This is a genomic window from Paenibacillus sp. P4_A7, assembly GCF_056402455.1.
Window position 1 is genome coordinate 1 of sequence record NZ_JBFUHJ010000093.1, and the last position, 17114, is coordinate 17114.

General features: G+C 44.8%; 12 protein-coding genes. 5 read left to right on the forward strand and 7 right to left on the reverse strand.

Annotated features, from left to right (window positions below; translation table 11 throughout):
* The 4 genes from AC1DWN_RS14195 to AC1DWN_RS14210 form a co-directional block, all read right to left on the reverse strand.
* Positions 1-117 (reverse strand): YitT family protein (locus AC1DWN_RS14195; RefSeq protein ID WP_477559568.1); only part of this gene is annotated, 117 nt, incomplete at its 3' end.
* A gap of 766 nt (positions 118-883) precedes the next feature.
* Entirely contained in the window at positions 884-2092 is a 1209-nt protein-coding gene (locus tag AC1DWN_RS14200) for an MFS transporter (protein WP_477559557.1), read from the reverse strand.
* Between the two features lie 312 nt (positions 2093-2404).
* Positions 2405-6526, reverse strand: a complete 4122-nt coding sequence (locus tag AC1DWN_RS14205; protein ID WP_477559558.1) for a choice-of-anchor I family protein — start codon at positions 6524-6526, stop codon at positions 2405-2407.
* A 225-nt stretch (positions 6527-6751) separates the two neighbouring features.
* On the reverse strand, positions 6752-9664 hold the full coding sequence (locus tag AC1DWN_RS14210) for a family 78 glycoside hydrolase catalytic domain (protein ID WP_477559559.1): 2913 nt from the start codon (positions 9662-9664) through the stop codon (positions 6752-6754).
* A 148-nt stretch (positions 9665-9812) separates the two neighbouring features.
* Between AC1DWN_RS14210 and AC1DWN_RS14215 the strand changes: the two genes are divergently transcribed.
* Complete coding sequence (locus AC1DWN_RS14215; RefSeq protein WP_477559560.1) at positions 9813-10715, forward strand: helix-turn-helix domain-containing protein; 903 nt, start codon at positions 9813-9815, stop codon at positions 10713-10715.
* Between the two features lie 15 nt (positions 10716-10730).
* Here the strand turns inward: AC1DWN_RS14215 and AC1DWN_RS14220 are convergent, their stop codons facing one another.
* Complete coding sequence (locus AC1DWN_RS14220; protein WP_477559561.1) at positions 10731-10895, reverse strand: hypothetical protein; 165 nt, start codon at positions 10893-10895, stop codon at positions 10731-10733.
* A gap of 102 nt (positions 10896-10997) precedes the next feature.
* Positions 10998-12467, reverse strand: a complete 1470-nt coding sequence (locus AC1DWN_RS14225; RefSeq protein WP_477559562.1) for a HEAT repeat domain-containing protein — start codon at positions 12465-12467, stop codon at positions 10998-11000.
* Between the two features lie 138 nt (positions 12468-12605).
* On the opposite strand from AC1DWN_RS14225, the gene AC1DWN_RS14230 reads away from it, so the two are divergent.
* The 3 genes from AC1DWN_RS14230 (at position 12606) to AC1DWN_RS14240 (ending at position 14830) form a co-directional block, all read left to right on the forward strand.
* Entirely contained in the window at positions 12606-13493 is an 888-nt protein-coding gene (locus AC1DWN_RS14230; RefSeq protein ID WP_477559563.1) for a helix-turn-helix domain-containing protein, read from the forward strand.
* A 138-nt stretch (positions 13494-13631) separates the two neighbouring features.
* Positions 13632-14687 carry a redoxin domain-containing protein gene (locus AC1DWN_RS14235; protein WP_477559564.1) on the forward strand — a complete coding sequence of 352 codons (1056 nt, stop codon included), beginning with the start codon at positions 13632-13634 and terminating at the stop codon, positions 14685-14687.
* An 11-nt stretch (positions 14688-14698) separates the two neighbouring features.
* Positions 14699-14830 (forward strand): hypothetical protein, encoded by a 132-nt coding sequence (locus tag AC1DWN_RS14240; RefSeq protein ID WP_477559565.1) that lies wholly within the window; start codon positions 14699-14701, stop codon positions 14828-14830.
* Positions 14831-14869: 39 nt separating this feature from the next.
* On the opposite strand, the gene AC1DWN_RS14245 is transcribed toward AC1DWN_RS14240, so the two are convergent.
* Positions 14870-15856, reverse strand: coding sequence for a DMT family transporter (locus tag AC1DWN_RS14245; protein ID WP_477559566.1), 987 nt, complete (start codon positions 15854-15856; stop codon positions 14870-14872).
* 134 nt (positions 15857-15990) lie between these two features.
* Here AC1DWN_RS14245 and AC1DWN_RS14250 point away from each other — a divergent pair, with 134 nt between their 5' ends.
* The gene (locus AC1DWN_RS14250; RefSeq protein ID WP_477559567.1) at positions 15991-16881 is read left to right on the forward strand and encodes a LysR family transcriptional regulator; all 891 of its coding nucleotides are present in this window, start codon (positions 15991-15993) and stop codon (positions 16879-16881) included.
* Positions 16882-17114: the final 233 nt, after the last annotated feature.

Below are 17114 nucleotides of genomic sequence, written 5' to 3' on the forward strand. Positions count from 1 at the left end.
TAAACCAATTACACCGCCTTCACCGAAATGATTCGGGATCACAAATAGATTGACGGCTAGTGCAAATAAGAGAGCGCCGAAGATGATGGAGACCATGTCTAGTAATCTTTTTTTCATTAAAATGCCTGCTTTCTAAGCTGAACTTAAATGGATAAGGATAATTTGGAGTATACCGATTTATGATCATCATACTCGAAAAACTATAAGGCTGGAAAAATGGAGTGTGTAAGTAACAACAAGCTGTACGGATGTAACCTGAAGCCTTTAAGTAACATTAGGCTTTTGCGCTATCAGTGGTAGTTGCCATGCACGCATTATTTGCTCTACTCGCGATATTTACTCGACCCACAATGACCCGCGTAGCTTCATTTTTTGCAATTAAATGATAAAGGATAAGGAGCAGCTGCGATTTAGTTTCAACATCTGAACTTAATTGCTAAGTTAGCTTGATCCGCGCCCTCTTTTGGTCATTTAGCTGCAGATTCTGAAACTAATTCGCCTCTTTTTCCATCAAGGCTCCCGCTTGTTTCACAATTTGAAACTAATCCAACATCGCCTCCGAGCCATCAGATGAATATGTCCTTTCATGACGATACAATTGGACAAATAGTGGGATGGAGGAGCGGCGATATAATCGTGACCACTGGTTTTTCCTGAAATATATTAGATAATCAGTAGTCGTGTTTTAAAAGGGTGGTATAGAGATCATAATCGCTCTAATCCCAATAGTAAACCACTTTAGAAGATACCGATGGCATCACTCATTATTCTTTCAAAATATGGGATATTTATGTATAGCGGATGGTAGGAGATACAGAATCAAAAATCAAGAATAAAGCCCCAGCTACTAAAACGAAGTCGGGGCTGTCTCTCGTTCCATCCTTTAATAAGCGTACACGATACTTTTCTTGCGTTCCATGATATAGCTGGCTATTCCTAAAATAAGGCCGAGCCCAACAAGCAGAGCACCTACCCAAGGCAGTGAGGTAATAGCTAGATGAGTAATGACCCATCCGCCAATGAAGGCTCCAGCTGCATTTCCCAGATTGCCGGCAGAATGAGTGGCAGTAGAAGCAAGTGCCGGCGCATCCTGCGCGAGGCTCATAACTCGAACTTGCAGCCCAGGCATGACTGCAAAGGAAGCGACGCCCCATAGGAAGATGGTGATAACGGCAGCGATTGGACTATGAATCGTAAAGGTAAGGATTGTAAGGATAATACTTATCGCAAAATATAGCCCTAGTATGGCAGGCATCAGCTTCCAGTCTGCAAGCTTCCCGCCGACGATATTACCAATCGTAACTCCGCAGCCAAAAAGGACTAGAATCCAGGTGACACGATGTTCTGCAAATCCACTCACTTGCTGCAGCAATGGAGCGATATAAGTAAATACCGTAAACAATCCTGCGTTTCCTAGCGCTCCAATAAGTAAGTACACGAGCAGTTTGGGTTGAATCAGAGCGTTAATTTGCTGCATTAAACGAACGGGTTTGTCTAGCTTAATACGTGGAATGAACATTAAAATGCCGATCAAGGCTATGACGCCCATAATTGCAATTGCACCAAATGATGCACGCCAGCCCATATGCTGTCCAATAAATGTGCCAAGTGGAACACCGATAATATTTGAAATGGTTAAGCCGGCCATCATGATGGATACGGCTCCAGCTCGTTTGTTTGGCGCAACAAGATTGGCGGCGATAACGGCCCCTACCCCAAAGAATGTGCCATGAGTTAATGCCGTAACAACGCGGGCTCCCATTAAGACAGCATAGCTTGGAGCGAATACGGAAATCCCATTACCGAGAATAAAGAGTACCATGAGCAGACATAGTAGCTTCTTTTGCGGGATTCGTTGGGTAAGGATTGTAAGGATAGGTGCGCCGATGGCTACACCAAGCGCATACATCGTTATGAGTTGTCCTGCGGTTGAAATGCTAACATTCAAATCCTCAGCTACATTGGGCAGAATGCCCATTATGACAAATTCAGTCATGCCAATCGCGAATGAGCCTACCGTTAGTGAAAGTAAGGCGATGGGGAACGGATCTTTTTTTACTTGTTTCTTGTTGATGCCGTGTGTCAAATTCATGCTGTAAAAGTCAACCTTTCTTCTGTCTGGAGTGAAGCGTCATCTAGTCATGAGGCAGGTCCGACATTTAAGACCTGTTTTATATTATTTAATTTTATAAAACGAATATCAAGGGAAATATTTTCTGCGTAAAAAAAACAGTCGATCAGGGGCTAACCCTTGCTCGACTGTCTTTTCCTATAAAGTGTAACAATCACCGTATACAAGTCTTATATTTCACCATGAAACGGATGCCCTGCCAGCCTGATCCTTCATACATCAGCTCGCTTTTGCTGCAAAAGTCAGCGATAGCCGTTATACGCCTGCAGCAGATTAATTAGAGAAACTCAGCTGCTTCAACGTCCGTTCCAAAATAACAGCGGCCTGAGCGCGGGTGGCATTATTGGAAGGTGCAAACGTGCCCTTCGTGTCACCGAGCATGATGCCCTTGTCCGCAAGCAGTGCGGCTTGCGCCGTTGCCCATTGCGGGATAGAGGCTGAGTCTGAGAACTTGTTCAGTGAATCTATCTCGCCACCGGATAGGTTAGTCGCATCCACCATTTCCATAGCGCGAGCGATCATAACTGCCATCTGCGCTCTAGTAATAGAGTCATTAGGCGCAAACTCAACTGGCGAAATTCCGTTAACAAGTCCGAAGTGGACGGCTGTTTCGATTGAGCCAGCATACCATGCACTCGGTGCAACATCATGGAAAGCAGTGGAGCCTTTGCCTGCTGCCAGTCCTAAGCTGCGAACAAGCAGGGAAGTGAACTCAGCTCTTGTAATCGCTTTGTCTGGTGCAAAATCTTCGTCGATAACGCCTTTGACGATTAACTTAGACGCCATCGCTTCAACTTCTGTTTTTGCCCAGTGTCCATTCAGATCGGTGAATGTTTTGTTGAACTGGATCAGGGTATAGATGCTATTTCCAGGTCGCTTCATTTCCAGCGCTGCTTTGCCATTCAAGGTTGTTCTAACATGAGGTACGAAAATAAGCTCGCCGGTAGTCGGATCGACCATGACTGCGGATACGTTCATTCCATTTGCAGCTGCTGGTACATAAATGACCCGTGAGATATAAGTAGAACCGAAATCAGTCCACTCTTTCTCTTGGCTGCCCGAAATAAGGAATACTTGAAACTCGAGAGCCAGATTGCCTGTCAGCTCTGCACCGATAGCATTCGCTTGGTTTTTCRGTGTTTTTAATGTCGTATCGGGTACAGGTGTGATCGACACACGAACGCTAACTGTCCCATCATTAGGGAGGTTAAGGCTGTTCAGCGGTAATGTATAGACCGCATCTCCTGTTTCAATGTTAATACTAACGGGAGTATCGTTACCGTTCCCACGAATCAAAGCCGCAGCAGGCAGTGTGACTGTTGTTGCTCCCTGCAGGCTTGGCATAGTAATGTTCACTTCCGCTTGCTTTCCTGCGCCTGCTGCAGCAACAGCTGCTGTAAGTACAGCTTCCAGCTCTTCGGCGTTAATCGTCACTTGATTAACGGCTTGACCATCGGCATTTGTTCCTTTGGTTACCTTTAGTGCTTTTTCGGAAAGAACGTTCTTATCTGTGTCTGGCTGATCAGGCTTAACAGGAGGTGTAGGAGGGACGTATCCATCACCAGTAGAGCCTGCTGCTTTCACCGTGGCGATAGCTTCGGCAATACCATAGCCATCAGCACTAAGTGCTGTGATTACCGCTGTGCCTTCGACCGATCCAGGTTTAATAAAGCCGTTGGCATCAACCTGAGCCACACTTGAGTTAGATGAAGTCCATGTTACGGTATGATCTGTACCGCCAACAGGTGTGACAGTAGCCGTAAGCTGTGCGCCAGCTCCATTTGGAATGAAGGAAAGTGCTGCTTTGTCGAGTGTAACCTTAGTGATATTCATTTGAAGAACGGCGATTGTTCCACCCACTTCATTTGCTACCAGCAAGAGTGGTAATCCTGTTGGACTGCTCGTTGCCGGAATGAATTCCAAGCCCTCTGGTCCAGTGTCTGTATCCAATCCTTTGCTAAAGTCACGTGTGTTGATGTAATTAGCGAATACCGGATTTTCCGGATTCGTTACATCATAGGTCATAACTCCGCCAATGCGCTCTAGCCCAACAAAAGCGAATGCCTTGCTGCCAACTTGGCCAACTGTAACATACTCTGGCTCCGGTCCTTTTTTGCCACTTCTGTCATCCTTTTCAGTCTTGCTGTTGCTTGCATTGAAAAAAGCGGGTAACCGCTGCGAAGTAATGGTCTCGAAATCACTGCCGCTGTCGTACACTTGAGCCATTGTGTCTGCGTCCCAGATGGAGAAGGAACGTCCACCGTACATATAAATACCGTCATTGCCCATGTCACTGACTACTTCTACTTTATCGTACGCCGTTTTACCAGCTAAAAAAGTAGCTGCAGCAGATGCTGGGTTTAATCCACCCTTGATTTTACCTATTGTCGTTGCATTTATTCGGGTAGGTGTATCAGAGTCAGCAGGCCACTCTGTAGCATCTCCTTCATTAGCTGTGAACAGATATTGTTTGTCATTTAGGCTATAGCTTGCAATACCGTCTGGCATATACATGCCGAAGAATGGCACATTCTCCAAATGGATAAGTCCGTCCTTTACTAAATCTAAAGCGTTTTTAGGTTGATTAAAGTCCTTATATCCAAGTCCATTAACAGAATCCACCGACTTGGAAGCAATATCAATAATAGCAATTGCGTTGTTCTCTTGCAGGGCGATGTATGCTTTTGACTCGTTTGCATTCATTGCAATGTACTCTGGTTCAAGATCGAAGATCGCATCCGTCTTGGAGCCACTCCCAGTAATCTTACCGTTGTCTGGATCAGATGCTCCGCGTATATGAACCAAGTCATCTATAACTGCCGGATTGTCGAATTTCACGAGAGTAGACACATTGGCTAGCGTATCAATAATCGTCACGCTGCCCTCTGGGTCGGCTGCATCCGTACGAGGCTCAGCTTCGTCAGCTGTTAGAATGTATTTACCGTCGGAAGTGAATTTAACCATGTCGGGCTGAACACCTGTTTCATAAGTCTTCAACAAATTCCCATTATAATCGAGTACGAGAATTTTACCTTTTTTCATGGAATCGGATTCTTGAATAGCGACCACTACACGCTTAGTTAGCGTATTAATATCAATACTGGTCAAGTCTCCATAGACAAAGCCATCGGTTTCCGATAACTGCTTAACAAGAATCGATTTTTCTTTCGTTAAAATAGCGTCCGTTGTAAGGGCCACGATATCTACGCTTGGTGGATTGCTTGCGCCATTCACGATATACATTTTTCCATTGTCTTTATTATACTTAACAATTTCCGCGACACCGCCATCTTTGCTTGAGGTGCCGACCGTGTATTGACTAATTTTCTCAACGTTCAACTTGTCAGCGATTTGAGGCTTCTGGACAGTTAGCGTAAACACCTTATTAACAACAACTGGAGGGTTGGCGCTATCGGTTACAGTCAAACTTACCGAAGCTGTGCCCTCTGAAGTTGGTGTTCCTGTAATACTGCCATCCTGGTTGATGGCAAGGCCGGTTGGCAGCCCAGTCGCAGCGTATGTATAGGGAAGAGTACCGCCATATACGGATGTTGTTACCGAATAAGGTGACCCCACATATGCGTTTGCAAGCGTTTTGGTCGAAATACCGAGTTCTGGAGCGGACTGGCCCCAAGCAAGATCGCCGCTGTAGCGTGGTCCTTTGCCGTTTAGCGAAGGAGTGGAATAATCAATTAGTTCGAAATCGGTCTTATTGTTATCCGCATCGGAGAAATTGAGACGACGTAGACCGATTTTCTTAGAGTTGCTTGCATCTTTTCCTGTAGAATAGTCTTGTTCGTAGCCATCAATCTTATTTCCAGCTGTATTACCTGCCGTTCCTAGCATATCCACATAACCTTCAACAATCGTAGGGCTAAATGGGTTAGCTTCAGTCAGAGTATTGGTGTTACTGAGTAATACTACCTTTAATCCTTTGTTATGAATGTAAATATCATTCGCATTCTCATCAACCAGCTTTTGATCGTACTTAGTAGACACATCATGTAAAGGAGTAGGTGCCTTAGTTGCCGCGCCGATAATCAGATAGGAAGAGTGCGCTTTTATTGTATTTTTCAGATTCAATTTCGTCCAGTCGTTTGATACACCCGTGCTATCCGGTGCATAAGCATAGTGAAGTGACCAGCCTTCAAGACTTACATCGCTATCAGTTGGATTGTACAGCTCGATGAATCCATTAGAAGCATAAGTGCCTTGATCGTTCGGATCGGTTCCGCCGCCATACACCTGATTAATAACGACGTGCTTCACATTAACATTATAATTTCCGTCCACTTGATAGGGTGTTCCTGTGATTGGTGCGGGAGCAGCCATCGCTGCGCTTCCTGCATACAAAGAACTAGTAAGCATTTGGGCAGCCAATAGTAACGCCACCATCTTTTTCCCTCTTGTATTCAAGATAAGTTCACTCTCCTATTTATATAATCTTCCTTTATTGTAAAAGTCATTTGTTAACGGGACTGCCTTTATTGTTTCTTGTAATGTAAAATTTGTAAGAATAAGAATGTATAAACATGTAGAAAGAAGCCCGCCCTTCATTTGAGGGGCGGGCTTCTATTTCACTGCGAAAGAACTTACGCCGCTAAGGTCGGCGAGGACCGTTTACGCTTGTACTTGCTGCAACACAGTCTGTTTAACTTCTGAGGTATAGCCTTCTGGGATTTTGATTTTTAATTTCAGACCGTCCGGATAAGAAACACTAAGCTTAATAGTCTTGTTCATCTCGTCAGCCTTCCATGAGACGTCGATACGACCGCCGGCCGGATGTGGTACACTGCCGCGAGCCCATTCGAGCCCATTAAGGGAAGGTGCCACTTCTACCTCGCTCCAGCCTGGGGAGGTGCTTTTAATTCCAAGTACTTCTTTTCCTAAGAAATAAGCCGGTGCAGATGACCATGCATGGCAGTGGCTGCGGGAAAGCATATCCGGATTGGCGCGATTTTCAGTGAAATTGGGATACTGCTCCCAGCAGGTGGTCGCTCCATGAACGATCATGTTGCCATAATTTTTGCGAATGTCAGCCAATATCAGTCCAACTTCACCAAGGTTGCCTAAGGCTTCGTAATAAAAGAATGACATGAATGGGCTGCCAATTTGCACGAAATCTGCTGGCGGAGCCGTTAAATACTGATCAATAACCTTTTTACGGCTGCCTTGCGCGATACCCGTCAGAGAGGCTACGACTTGCGTCTGCATGCTGATGGTGTCGGATCGTCTGCCATCTACATGGATACAGTCGATATAGACTTGTTTGTCTTCATTCCACAAGTGCTCATTGATCGCCGTACTAAGCTGTTCAGCCGCAAGCGCTAATCGTGCGCTGCCTTCTTGGTCGCCTGCAAGCTGTCCCATTTCTGCCGCAACATGAAGAGTTCGCACGAGGAACATGTTCTGATGGGTTACGATACCGTCGTTAGGCTGATCAATTGGCGACCAGTCAAGCAGGTTCCAGCCTTTGATGTTGAACAGCCCGTTGCCATCTATCCTCTGTAAATAATGATCTAGAGTAAAGCTGATATGTTCATACATCTCGACTGCAAAATCCTTGTCTCTGGTCTGCTCATAATACTCATAGCAAGCAATCGCCCAGAAGAAGGTCCAGTTCGGGATAACGCTGCTCCAGCCGCTGGGAACTTGGTTCACAAACAGCGGAGTCTGATGCTTCGAGCCGGGCACAAGCCGCAGGCAGCGCTTCAGCATATCCTGCACACCATAGATATAGTTGCTTACCAATGCCTCATTTCGACTATCGCCGACCCAGAATACTTGCTCATAAGCCGGACAGTCAACGAAGGTATCTTCCATGCATAGCTTTGTCGTATGACGGCTAATCTCCCAAATATCATTTAGGAGCGGGTCGGAGCATTCAAACCGTCCTACTTCAGCCACAGGGTAATTGCTTTGGGACATGCTGACCTCGTATATTTTTACAGGGGTTGCTGCATTTCGAACATTAAGCGCCAAATAACGGAATCCTCTGCGAGTAGGGCTCTCGTAAGACTGTCTGCCGGATTTGCATACATACCGCAGCGAATTATCAAGGCCAAAAGTGTCCTGACGGTAATCCTCGGCCATATATTCGAAGCCGTACCAATCGAGAATGGTTCCCTCAGCAGCTTCTACTTCAAATGATAGATATCCCGAGTATTCTTTCCCGAAGTCTATGATAAGCTCCGTATCAAAGCCTTTGTACGAAGGAACGACACCTGCATGAACATTCGGAATAACTGCATCTTGCAGCTGAAGCGGCACGGCGAGCTTGACGTTTTCCTTTCGCCATACGCACATGCTGAATACATCCACTTCTGATACATATTTTTGAGCAATAGGACTAAGCCACTCTTCATAAGACGTCAAATCTTCAGCATTATTAACTTGTTTCAGCAGTTCCGTGTATACGGGGTGATTCCAATCTAGTTGACGGTTTGTTTGATGATCTAAAGGCATAATATGGTCGAACGGACCGATGGAATAAAACGCAGAATGTTCAGCTTTAGCCAAACCCAAGTTTGGACAACTAAATTGTAATTGAGTAGGTTCATCTGCATACACACCTATTTGAAGCTTGCCGGTATGTATGCCTCCTGATACGTCAATTAGCAGCAAATTGTCCCCTTGGTGCAGGTCCACATCTATATATCGTTCAGGTGCTGTGCCATAAAATTGACTGTCTGCTATTTCTATCCCATTGACGGAGCACGCACGTAAGCATTCTCCGGCTGCAAGAAATCCGAGAGTCGCCTTGCCGGCTTGACTGGCTCTGATTGCTGTCACAACAAAGCCGATAAGTTGTAAATGATTCGCATGCTCCTCACTACCTGCTACAAGAACATTACGGATATCTATAGCGGTTGAAATAGTGAAGGAACGGACCTTTGCTAATGACTCTACACGAACAGGGCTAATTTTCTCGTCCGTAAGCATAGGGATGTCGCGTGGCTTTAATGTCGTCCAAGGCTCCATACCAACCGATCCAAGTATAACGGCTTCATCCCAATTGGAGTCATCGTAATCTCCAAGTCTCCAAGTCTCATCCCAATCTGATGCTTTAACATATTCAGAAAAACCCTGCTGGCATGTCATGCGGGACGCTCGCGGTTGATGTCCAAGGTGAAGGGAGGTCTTCCATGTTGCGTCAGAATAAACCGGAATAGTACCATCCTCATATTCAAGCTCAAGCAGCAGTCCGCCAATGCCTCTTAAATAGTAAAAAGTAGATACTCCAAAATGCATGACCAGCACGGATATCGTATTCTTTTGGCCAGCTTTTAGTAAATGTCCAACCTCATAGGTATCATAAGAGAGCTCGAAAGGCCATGAGCGAACGGGTCCTCGTCCTAATTGGGTACCATTCACAAATAATACGTAGCGTGAATCCGCGGTGATTCTGATAGATCCAGATGGAGTCCCCTCTTTCGGTACATCGAAGGTTTTCCGGAAGCATCTCCATTCATTGCGAGGACTTGCTTCTCCGTCTCCCCATATCCAATGCGCTTGCCAATCTCTGTTCATCATGATCTGCTCTCCCGCCTGTCTAATAGAATTAATCGAATTATTCTGTATTATAAAATACTCCTAGGCAGATGTTATGGGTTGATTACGACTTTTTGTAGGTATAAGATGACATCATAGTTAATTCGTTACTAAAGAGGGATGAGAAGAAGTGGTGAAACCAAGTCCTATGATAGAAAGAGGAGATGAGTTTTTCTCCGACGGTCTTTCTCTGTACGTGAACCGGGTATCGGAAAATTTTGATCTGCCCGAGCATAAGCATGACTTCATTGAAATTTGTTATGTATGGGAAGGAAGCGGCTTTCATTATATTGAGGATCAAACGATACGTGTAACGAAGGGTGATCTCTTTTTTCTACCCGTTGGTATATCTCATATTTTCAGGCCTTCTGCCTATAATGCCAAAAACCCGCTAATTATAGGAAATTGTATTTTTGATGAGAAAATATTTCGATTCCTGACCTCCATCTTACCCGTGGAGTATGGTCTATACCTCTTCAAGCATATCAACGAAAAGACAGACCGCTGGATTCAGATTCGTGAACAGTCCGGCGAGTTTGAACAATTGTTCGATTCCTTGAATAGAGAGTGCGAACTGAAACGTACGGGATATGAAACGATGCTTTGCGGCCTGCTGCAGCAGCTTCTGATCGGAATGGAGCGTGCTTTAAACGGGGAACCGCCAAAAGAGCGTCTCGCAGCGAAGAAGGTTGAGCAGGTATATCGGTATGTAAAAGATCATTTGCACGAGAAGCTGGTGATTGCAGCTATTGCTCAATATATTGGCCTAAGCGAGAGACAGCTGCAGCGAGTTGTAAGCAAACAGACAGGACTCTCTCTAACTAGACTCATACAACAAGAAAGGATCGAACGCAGCTGTAAGCTGCTATCCGATCCTCTACTTGCTTCCCTTACTGTGGCTGATATTGCTTCGCGAGTAGGGATTGCTGACCTCAAAATATTTCACCGTCTATTTAAGCAAACGATGAACAATACTCCTGCCAGGTATCGTCAGCAGAAGGCAGTGGTACATACTCCACCTATTACATACTGAACGATACAGCATGCCTTACTCTTGGTTATCTGAAGCAGAATTAGCCGATTGTACTTTCTCTAATACTTCAGCTGCTTCCTCCGCAGAAAATTCCGGTTCAAACTTACCGGGAAGAGGCAATTTGTTGAGTTTTGTCGTCTGTACTTCTGCTTTGGTTGGCTGACCTTGATTATTAGGCATGTGGATACCTCCTTTGACAAAATAACATCAACCATAGGTTTCCACATTGTGTTGTTTTCAGTCATCAATTTAACAATAAGAATACCGCTGAAAAAAAGGTTATTAGAACGTGCTTGCTTTGCTCGTGTCGGGACACCAACGTGCTGTTCGGTGGTAACGAATTAGAACATCTACAGCCTCGTTTGTTCGTAGATACGTCAACGCTTCKAAAGCGTATGCCCGTACATATCTATCTGAACTGTCCAGCGCCCGGGTAAGTGCTGCTAGCACTTCTTGGGCATCTCCATGTTTGCCGACTCGTAGAAGAGACAGTGCAGCGGTATAACCGATTTTATTGTTGATATAACCTTGATTTGGCCAATGTTTATTTGTCTGTTCTTCACTCTCGTCCGTTGCTTCTTGTGATACGGATTGCTCGAGCATACTGGCGAGTGCGGATACTGCACGCTCAGATGGCTCGCTAATCATTCCGAGAGCTTCTGCCGCTTGGCGACGAACTCTATTGCTCTCATCGGAAAGCGATTGAATCAGCGCAGCTTCTATTAGATGGTTAGGTGTGCCGATCATACCAAGAGAAAAGCAGGCTAGGGCGCGTCTTTTGTCGTCGGAGTAACTGAGCATGTCGATTAATCCAGGTATTGCCGCGGCACCGGCAGCTGCAATTCCATAAGCTGCTCGATTTGCAGATACGTTAGTCCCCGAACGCATGATAGTGAGTAATTCTTGTATTCCGCTGTCACCTGCTCTTGCCAAAGAATAAGCGGCATTCAATGCAGCATCCTCGGAGGCGTCCCCGATGAGACTTGCGGTTTGGGTCACGTTCGCTGAAACCGAGTCGTCACTTGTCAGCAAGGATGGTTCTTGTTCTCCTCGCATCCAATTCCAAACGTCTGTCCATAGAGGGATATGGGATTGAGGCAGACCCTCTGGCGCTTCAAAGACAGCCTTCTGATTGTTCCAGCTTGGAGCAGTCGGGGCTTTCAATCTGGCGAATTGGAATTTAAGCATATATCGGTCTAGATTGGATGAATTAATGGATGCCTTATGCCATAGGTCGAAGTGGACGAGCACCATCGTGCCTGCGGGCCCGGTAGGCAGCAAGAATGGTTGATCATGCCCAGGAAAATCCTCGTTATATTGGGATCCTGGCATAATCGCTGTTGGACCAAGCTCCTCGGTAATATCTTGTGTGTAATAGAAGATCATGGCCCACCAAGGACGGTGGATCCGCGTGGCACTCCAGTAACCATCTTTATGCCACTGTCCGCCGCCAGGGGCTTGGTTGGCCGGCGGGTTGTAATGACAATGGCGATGGGGATGTAGATAATAGTCCGGTCCAAGGATGCCGGTTAAAGCTCCTCGTACAATAGGCGTTTCAAAAAACTTCTGAATATCCGGCACCCGCGGCAGAATGTTATTTCCCGGATTGCCCTCCTCAGACCATACTTGATCAATTTGACTCATGACCTTCTTGTGCAATGCGTTAGGCAGGTCATTATGGAGAACTAAATAGCCCTGCGAAATGAACTGAATGATTTGTTCGTCAGTCAACATATTTAAATTAGATTGCAATTCGATCACTCCTTGGATAATCTGATATTTATAGTATTTACTGTATGAGATCCGTAAGGTGATGTATTTAGATACCCGTCATGTATTTGCACAATTGACGGATCAATTATCTCAATTCGATGAATGGGGGCTCGAGGAATGGATTTTTCAGAGTTTCATCCCTATGTGTATTACGCGACTCGTTATCCCTTTTCCAAAGGGCAATTGAGCACTTCTCGAATATGTTACACAAGCTCCATCTATTTGATTAGTGAGGGGTTAGGCGTTCTGCGAACATGTGGTAGAACCTATGAAACAGGTCCGGGCTTTCTTGTTCACATTCCAGCCGGCCAGTCTCATGATTGGCTGGCGGATAAGGAAGATCCAATGGTTCATATTTGTTGTTATTTCGATTGGAGCTATGTGGAAAGAAAATCGTTGGCCGATTGGGCGGCCCCAATCTGTTATCAAMCGGATCAGCTGCAGCAGGAATTAGTAGGTCCGACGTTTCCTTACGCCATTCCTGAGGTGGTAACGGTAGATTCCATTCGTCCATGGATCGATCAATTCCAAAGCTTTTACAAATCGGGAGAGTATACAAATGAGCGTACATTTATGAGGAGTTTGACAACCCAAAGGAATTTTCAATCCTTTATCGATTACTACTTGCAAAGCATGCTGAAGGAGTCCCACATACCGGACCCGAGAATTGGTCGCATTATCGATCAAATGGAGCAAGACCAGCTAAGCGGGATGAACCGTCCCCCGGCCTATTATTATGAAAGTATGAATATAAGTCGCGGGCATTTCTTTGATATTTTCAAGAAAACAACGGGGTACTCACCGATTCAATATAGGAACAGGTTTCTGATAAGCCGGTCGATGGATGATTTATTGCATACTAGCTTAAGCATTACTGACATCTCGGAGAAATACCATTTCAGTTCTGTTCATTACTTTTCACGTTTATTTCATAAGCATACGGGACAATCACCGCGGGATTATCGTTTATCTGAGCAGCTTAAGCTGAACCACTCATTTACCTGATTGAGGATGCAGACGATAATGCTTAGGGCTGACTATCTCTCCCTTGTGTTCCTATATGTATATTGCGACAATATAAATAAAGCGGTTGGAGTCGTGAATAAGTATGATGAAACGCCGTAGATTAGGGAGGGGTGTCAGGTGTCCAATCTTCAGATAGGTTCCTTCGTTCTGAACATGGAGCTGCTCGTTTATTTGATTGCAGGTATAGCCGGGGTATTAGTAGTAAATCGTCGTTGTAGAGGGCATTCAGATAAAGAAAAAATGACGTCAATTGCTTGGAACACCGTCTTCATATGGATCATTGTCTGGAAGGGGAGTTTATTTCTCTTTGATCCTAAGAGTGTCATTGATCAACCACAGTCCTTATTATTCTTTGACGGAGGAACGAAKGGGTTTTGGCTCGCCACTTTGACAGCAATCGGATTTATGGTCTTCCGATATAAGCGTATCGTAGGTTACACACAGGCGGTAGCATTAAGCGCAGCGATGGTATCGGGCTGGGTATCGGTTTATTTTTTAGCGAAAATTGTGTTGTCAGACTCTGTTGTGGCTGTTCAGTATGTGGTGCTTTTCTGTTCAATAGGGGTACTGCTTATGCTGCAAAATCCTGCTCGCAGGGTTACGGTGCGCTCTTCAGCACAACTGCTAGGATTAGCCCTTGTTATAGGATTGATAGGCTATACGGTGCATGACCAGATCAGAAGCGGCCTATTCTCAGATGAGGCCTCGGACCAGGTTGTAGATGAAGCAAACCAAACAAAAATCGGTATTCGTGTAGGACAAAGCGCCCCGAATTTTCAGCTTACTGATTTAAAGGGGAATTTGGTGAGTTTATCGGATTACCGAGGTCAGAAAGTTATGTTAAATTTTTGGACAACTTGGTGCGGTGTTTGTAAAACGGAGATGCCTCATGTGGAGAAGCTGTATGAGTATTATAGAGATCAGAAGGTTGTTATTTTATCGGTTAACGTAACTAGTCAAGAGGGCAATATACAGGACGTAGAGCATTATGTGGATCATCGACAGCTGAGCTTTCCGATTGTATTAGATGAGGCAGGCGCAGCTAGCGAGCGGTATAGAGTAAAGGCCTATCCAACAACGTTTTTTATTGATGCATCAGGCATTATTCGAAAACAGCATGTAGGGGCCATTAGCTATGAGAGCATGAGGAAAGCGATTAGGGATATGGACTAGCTGCTGCAGTGGTGCTGGTGCTTACACCGCTTCCAAAGGTGCAGTTCGTATGCTTAGCAAAGCGGCTGCTGTTGACGGCGGCGTTACAGCTAAATAAGAAATACGTTATGAAGAAGGGCAGCCTAGACAGTCATTATGACTGAGGGGCTGCCCTTCTTTTGTGTGCCTAGGATTTAGGCAGATTATGCATTTTGTGCAGTAGTTAGTACTCTTTTCTTACTTTCACTTAGGGACTTCCTTTGGTTCACGTTGTTTCTTACAAGTGCGAAGATAATAAGCAGTGTCCCGTAAATTTCATAAGAGCTGATTTGGTAGCCTTGAATAGCCATAATGATAAAAGTGGTAACAGGTACAAAGTTGATAAACAATATCCCGTTTAGCGGCGACAACAATTTAATGCCTGAGTTCCAGCAAAGCAGTGCAGCCAGCCCAGGCAACAAGACCATGAAGGACATTTCATATTTGATCGATAGTAGGGTATCCCAGGTTGGTACAGGAACCCATTGAAAGGCTGAAGCTAAAGCAACGATTACAAAGGATACAGCGGAACCAAGTAAGCAGGTTAAGGTTGAATAACGTAGAACAGACCAGTCTTTAAACGCACTTCCGCCCATTGAATACAACACCCAGCCTACTACGCCTGCGAAAATGAGCAGCAAAGGAAAGAGATGCTGACCGGCCATCATAAAAAAGGCGAGTTTTCCGTTCGTTATGACAAGCAGGGCGCCGATAAGAGCGATTGCTATACTGATAAGTGTATCTTTTCTAGGAGTTGATTTCTTAGTCATCCATATGACCATAATAGATATCATCGGCATGAGTACTTCCATAATAGAGGCGGCGATTGTACCTGTTTCCCCCATGAGATGCTGACCGAGGAAGACGCACATATTGTAGACCGTAAATGCCATCACTCCATAAAACAATAAAGCTTTACCTCGTCCCTCTAAGCGAAAAGCGGACTTTCCCTCTTTCAACCAAAGCATGATGCTTAGGATTACACCTACAATTAAATAACGAATAAATGAGAAGTAAAACGGGTCGATTTTCTGTAGTGCAATATGTGCAACAGGGAACATAGCTCCCCAAGACATACTTGCAATGAGGCATAGAATGGAGCCTATAATGATTGTTTTTTTTGTCAAAACTATTCTCTCCCTAACAAGCATCTGTCTGTTAACCTTACTCAAACAATAATAGGAGGTTAAAATCGTTTAGTAAAATGATTCGAAATGATGCTATCCATCATTTATAATGATAACTAAAGAGTCGATATATTTCGAAGGTAAGAGGAGTGAATAGATTGGAAATCAATGATTTAAAAATTTTTCAGATGGTAGCTGTACATGGAAGCGTCAGTAAAGCTGCTTTAGATTTAAATTATGTACAGTCTAATGTAACGGCAAGAATTAAGCTGCTTGAGAAGGAGCTGCAGACACCGTTGTTTTATCGACATAAGCGCGGGATGATTTTAAATTCTGAAGGAAAACGGTTATTGGAATACTCAAGGGAGATTCTGTCTAAATTCGAGGAAATGAAAAGTAACTTTCAGGACCAATCAAAGCCTTCCGGTGTTCTTGAAATTGGCATTGTGGAAACTGTAGTGGCTCTTCCTGAGATTTTATCCTCTTATTACAGTAAGTACCCAAATGTTGAATTATCTTTGAAAGCAGGAGTGACTGAGCTATTGCTGCAAGAGGTCATTGCGATGAGGCTGGATGGCGCGTTCGTTACAGGACCGATCAGGCATCCACTGATTGAGCAGGTAGAGGTCATTCAAGAGAAGCTAGTGCTTGTGACGAAGAGTGACACCTTTAATCTGGAGGACATAACAACAACACCTCTGCTGTTGTATAACAAAGGCTGCGGGTATCGCGGAAGGCTGGAGAGCTGGATGAAGGTGGAGGGGATTATTCCTAAGCAGATTATGGAGTTTGGAACGTTTGGGACGATTATTGGCAGTGTAGCTGCTGGTATAGGAATAACGGTCATTCCGGAATCATCCATTACGGATCTGGTAGCGAATGGAACGGTCTGCAGTCATAACATACCTGATCCCTACCGAGAGATTACAACTGTATTTATACGTCGGAAGGATTCCTTTCTAACAAGCACGCTGCAATCCTTTATAGATGAGATTATTGCTCGAACGAGTGCGACGAAGGATACTGCTTTTAAACTGGAAAACCTTTAACCGTTCTTGTAATCGCCCCGCAGCAGAATGATTGTAAACTATTTTCCGTGAGAAATACCCTCCAACTGGCCGTTTAAGGCAAGCTGGAGGTAGTTAATCGTAGTGATGTTCTGGATGAATGAGAAGCTAGTGAACAGCCAATTATTTAACCGCCGCTAAACCCAGTGCTAATGCACCGCATAAACCGGCATTATCTCCTAGTCCGGGAGCTACTATATAACTATCTATGTTGG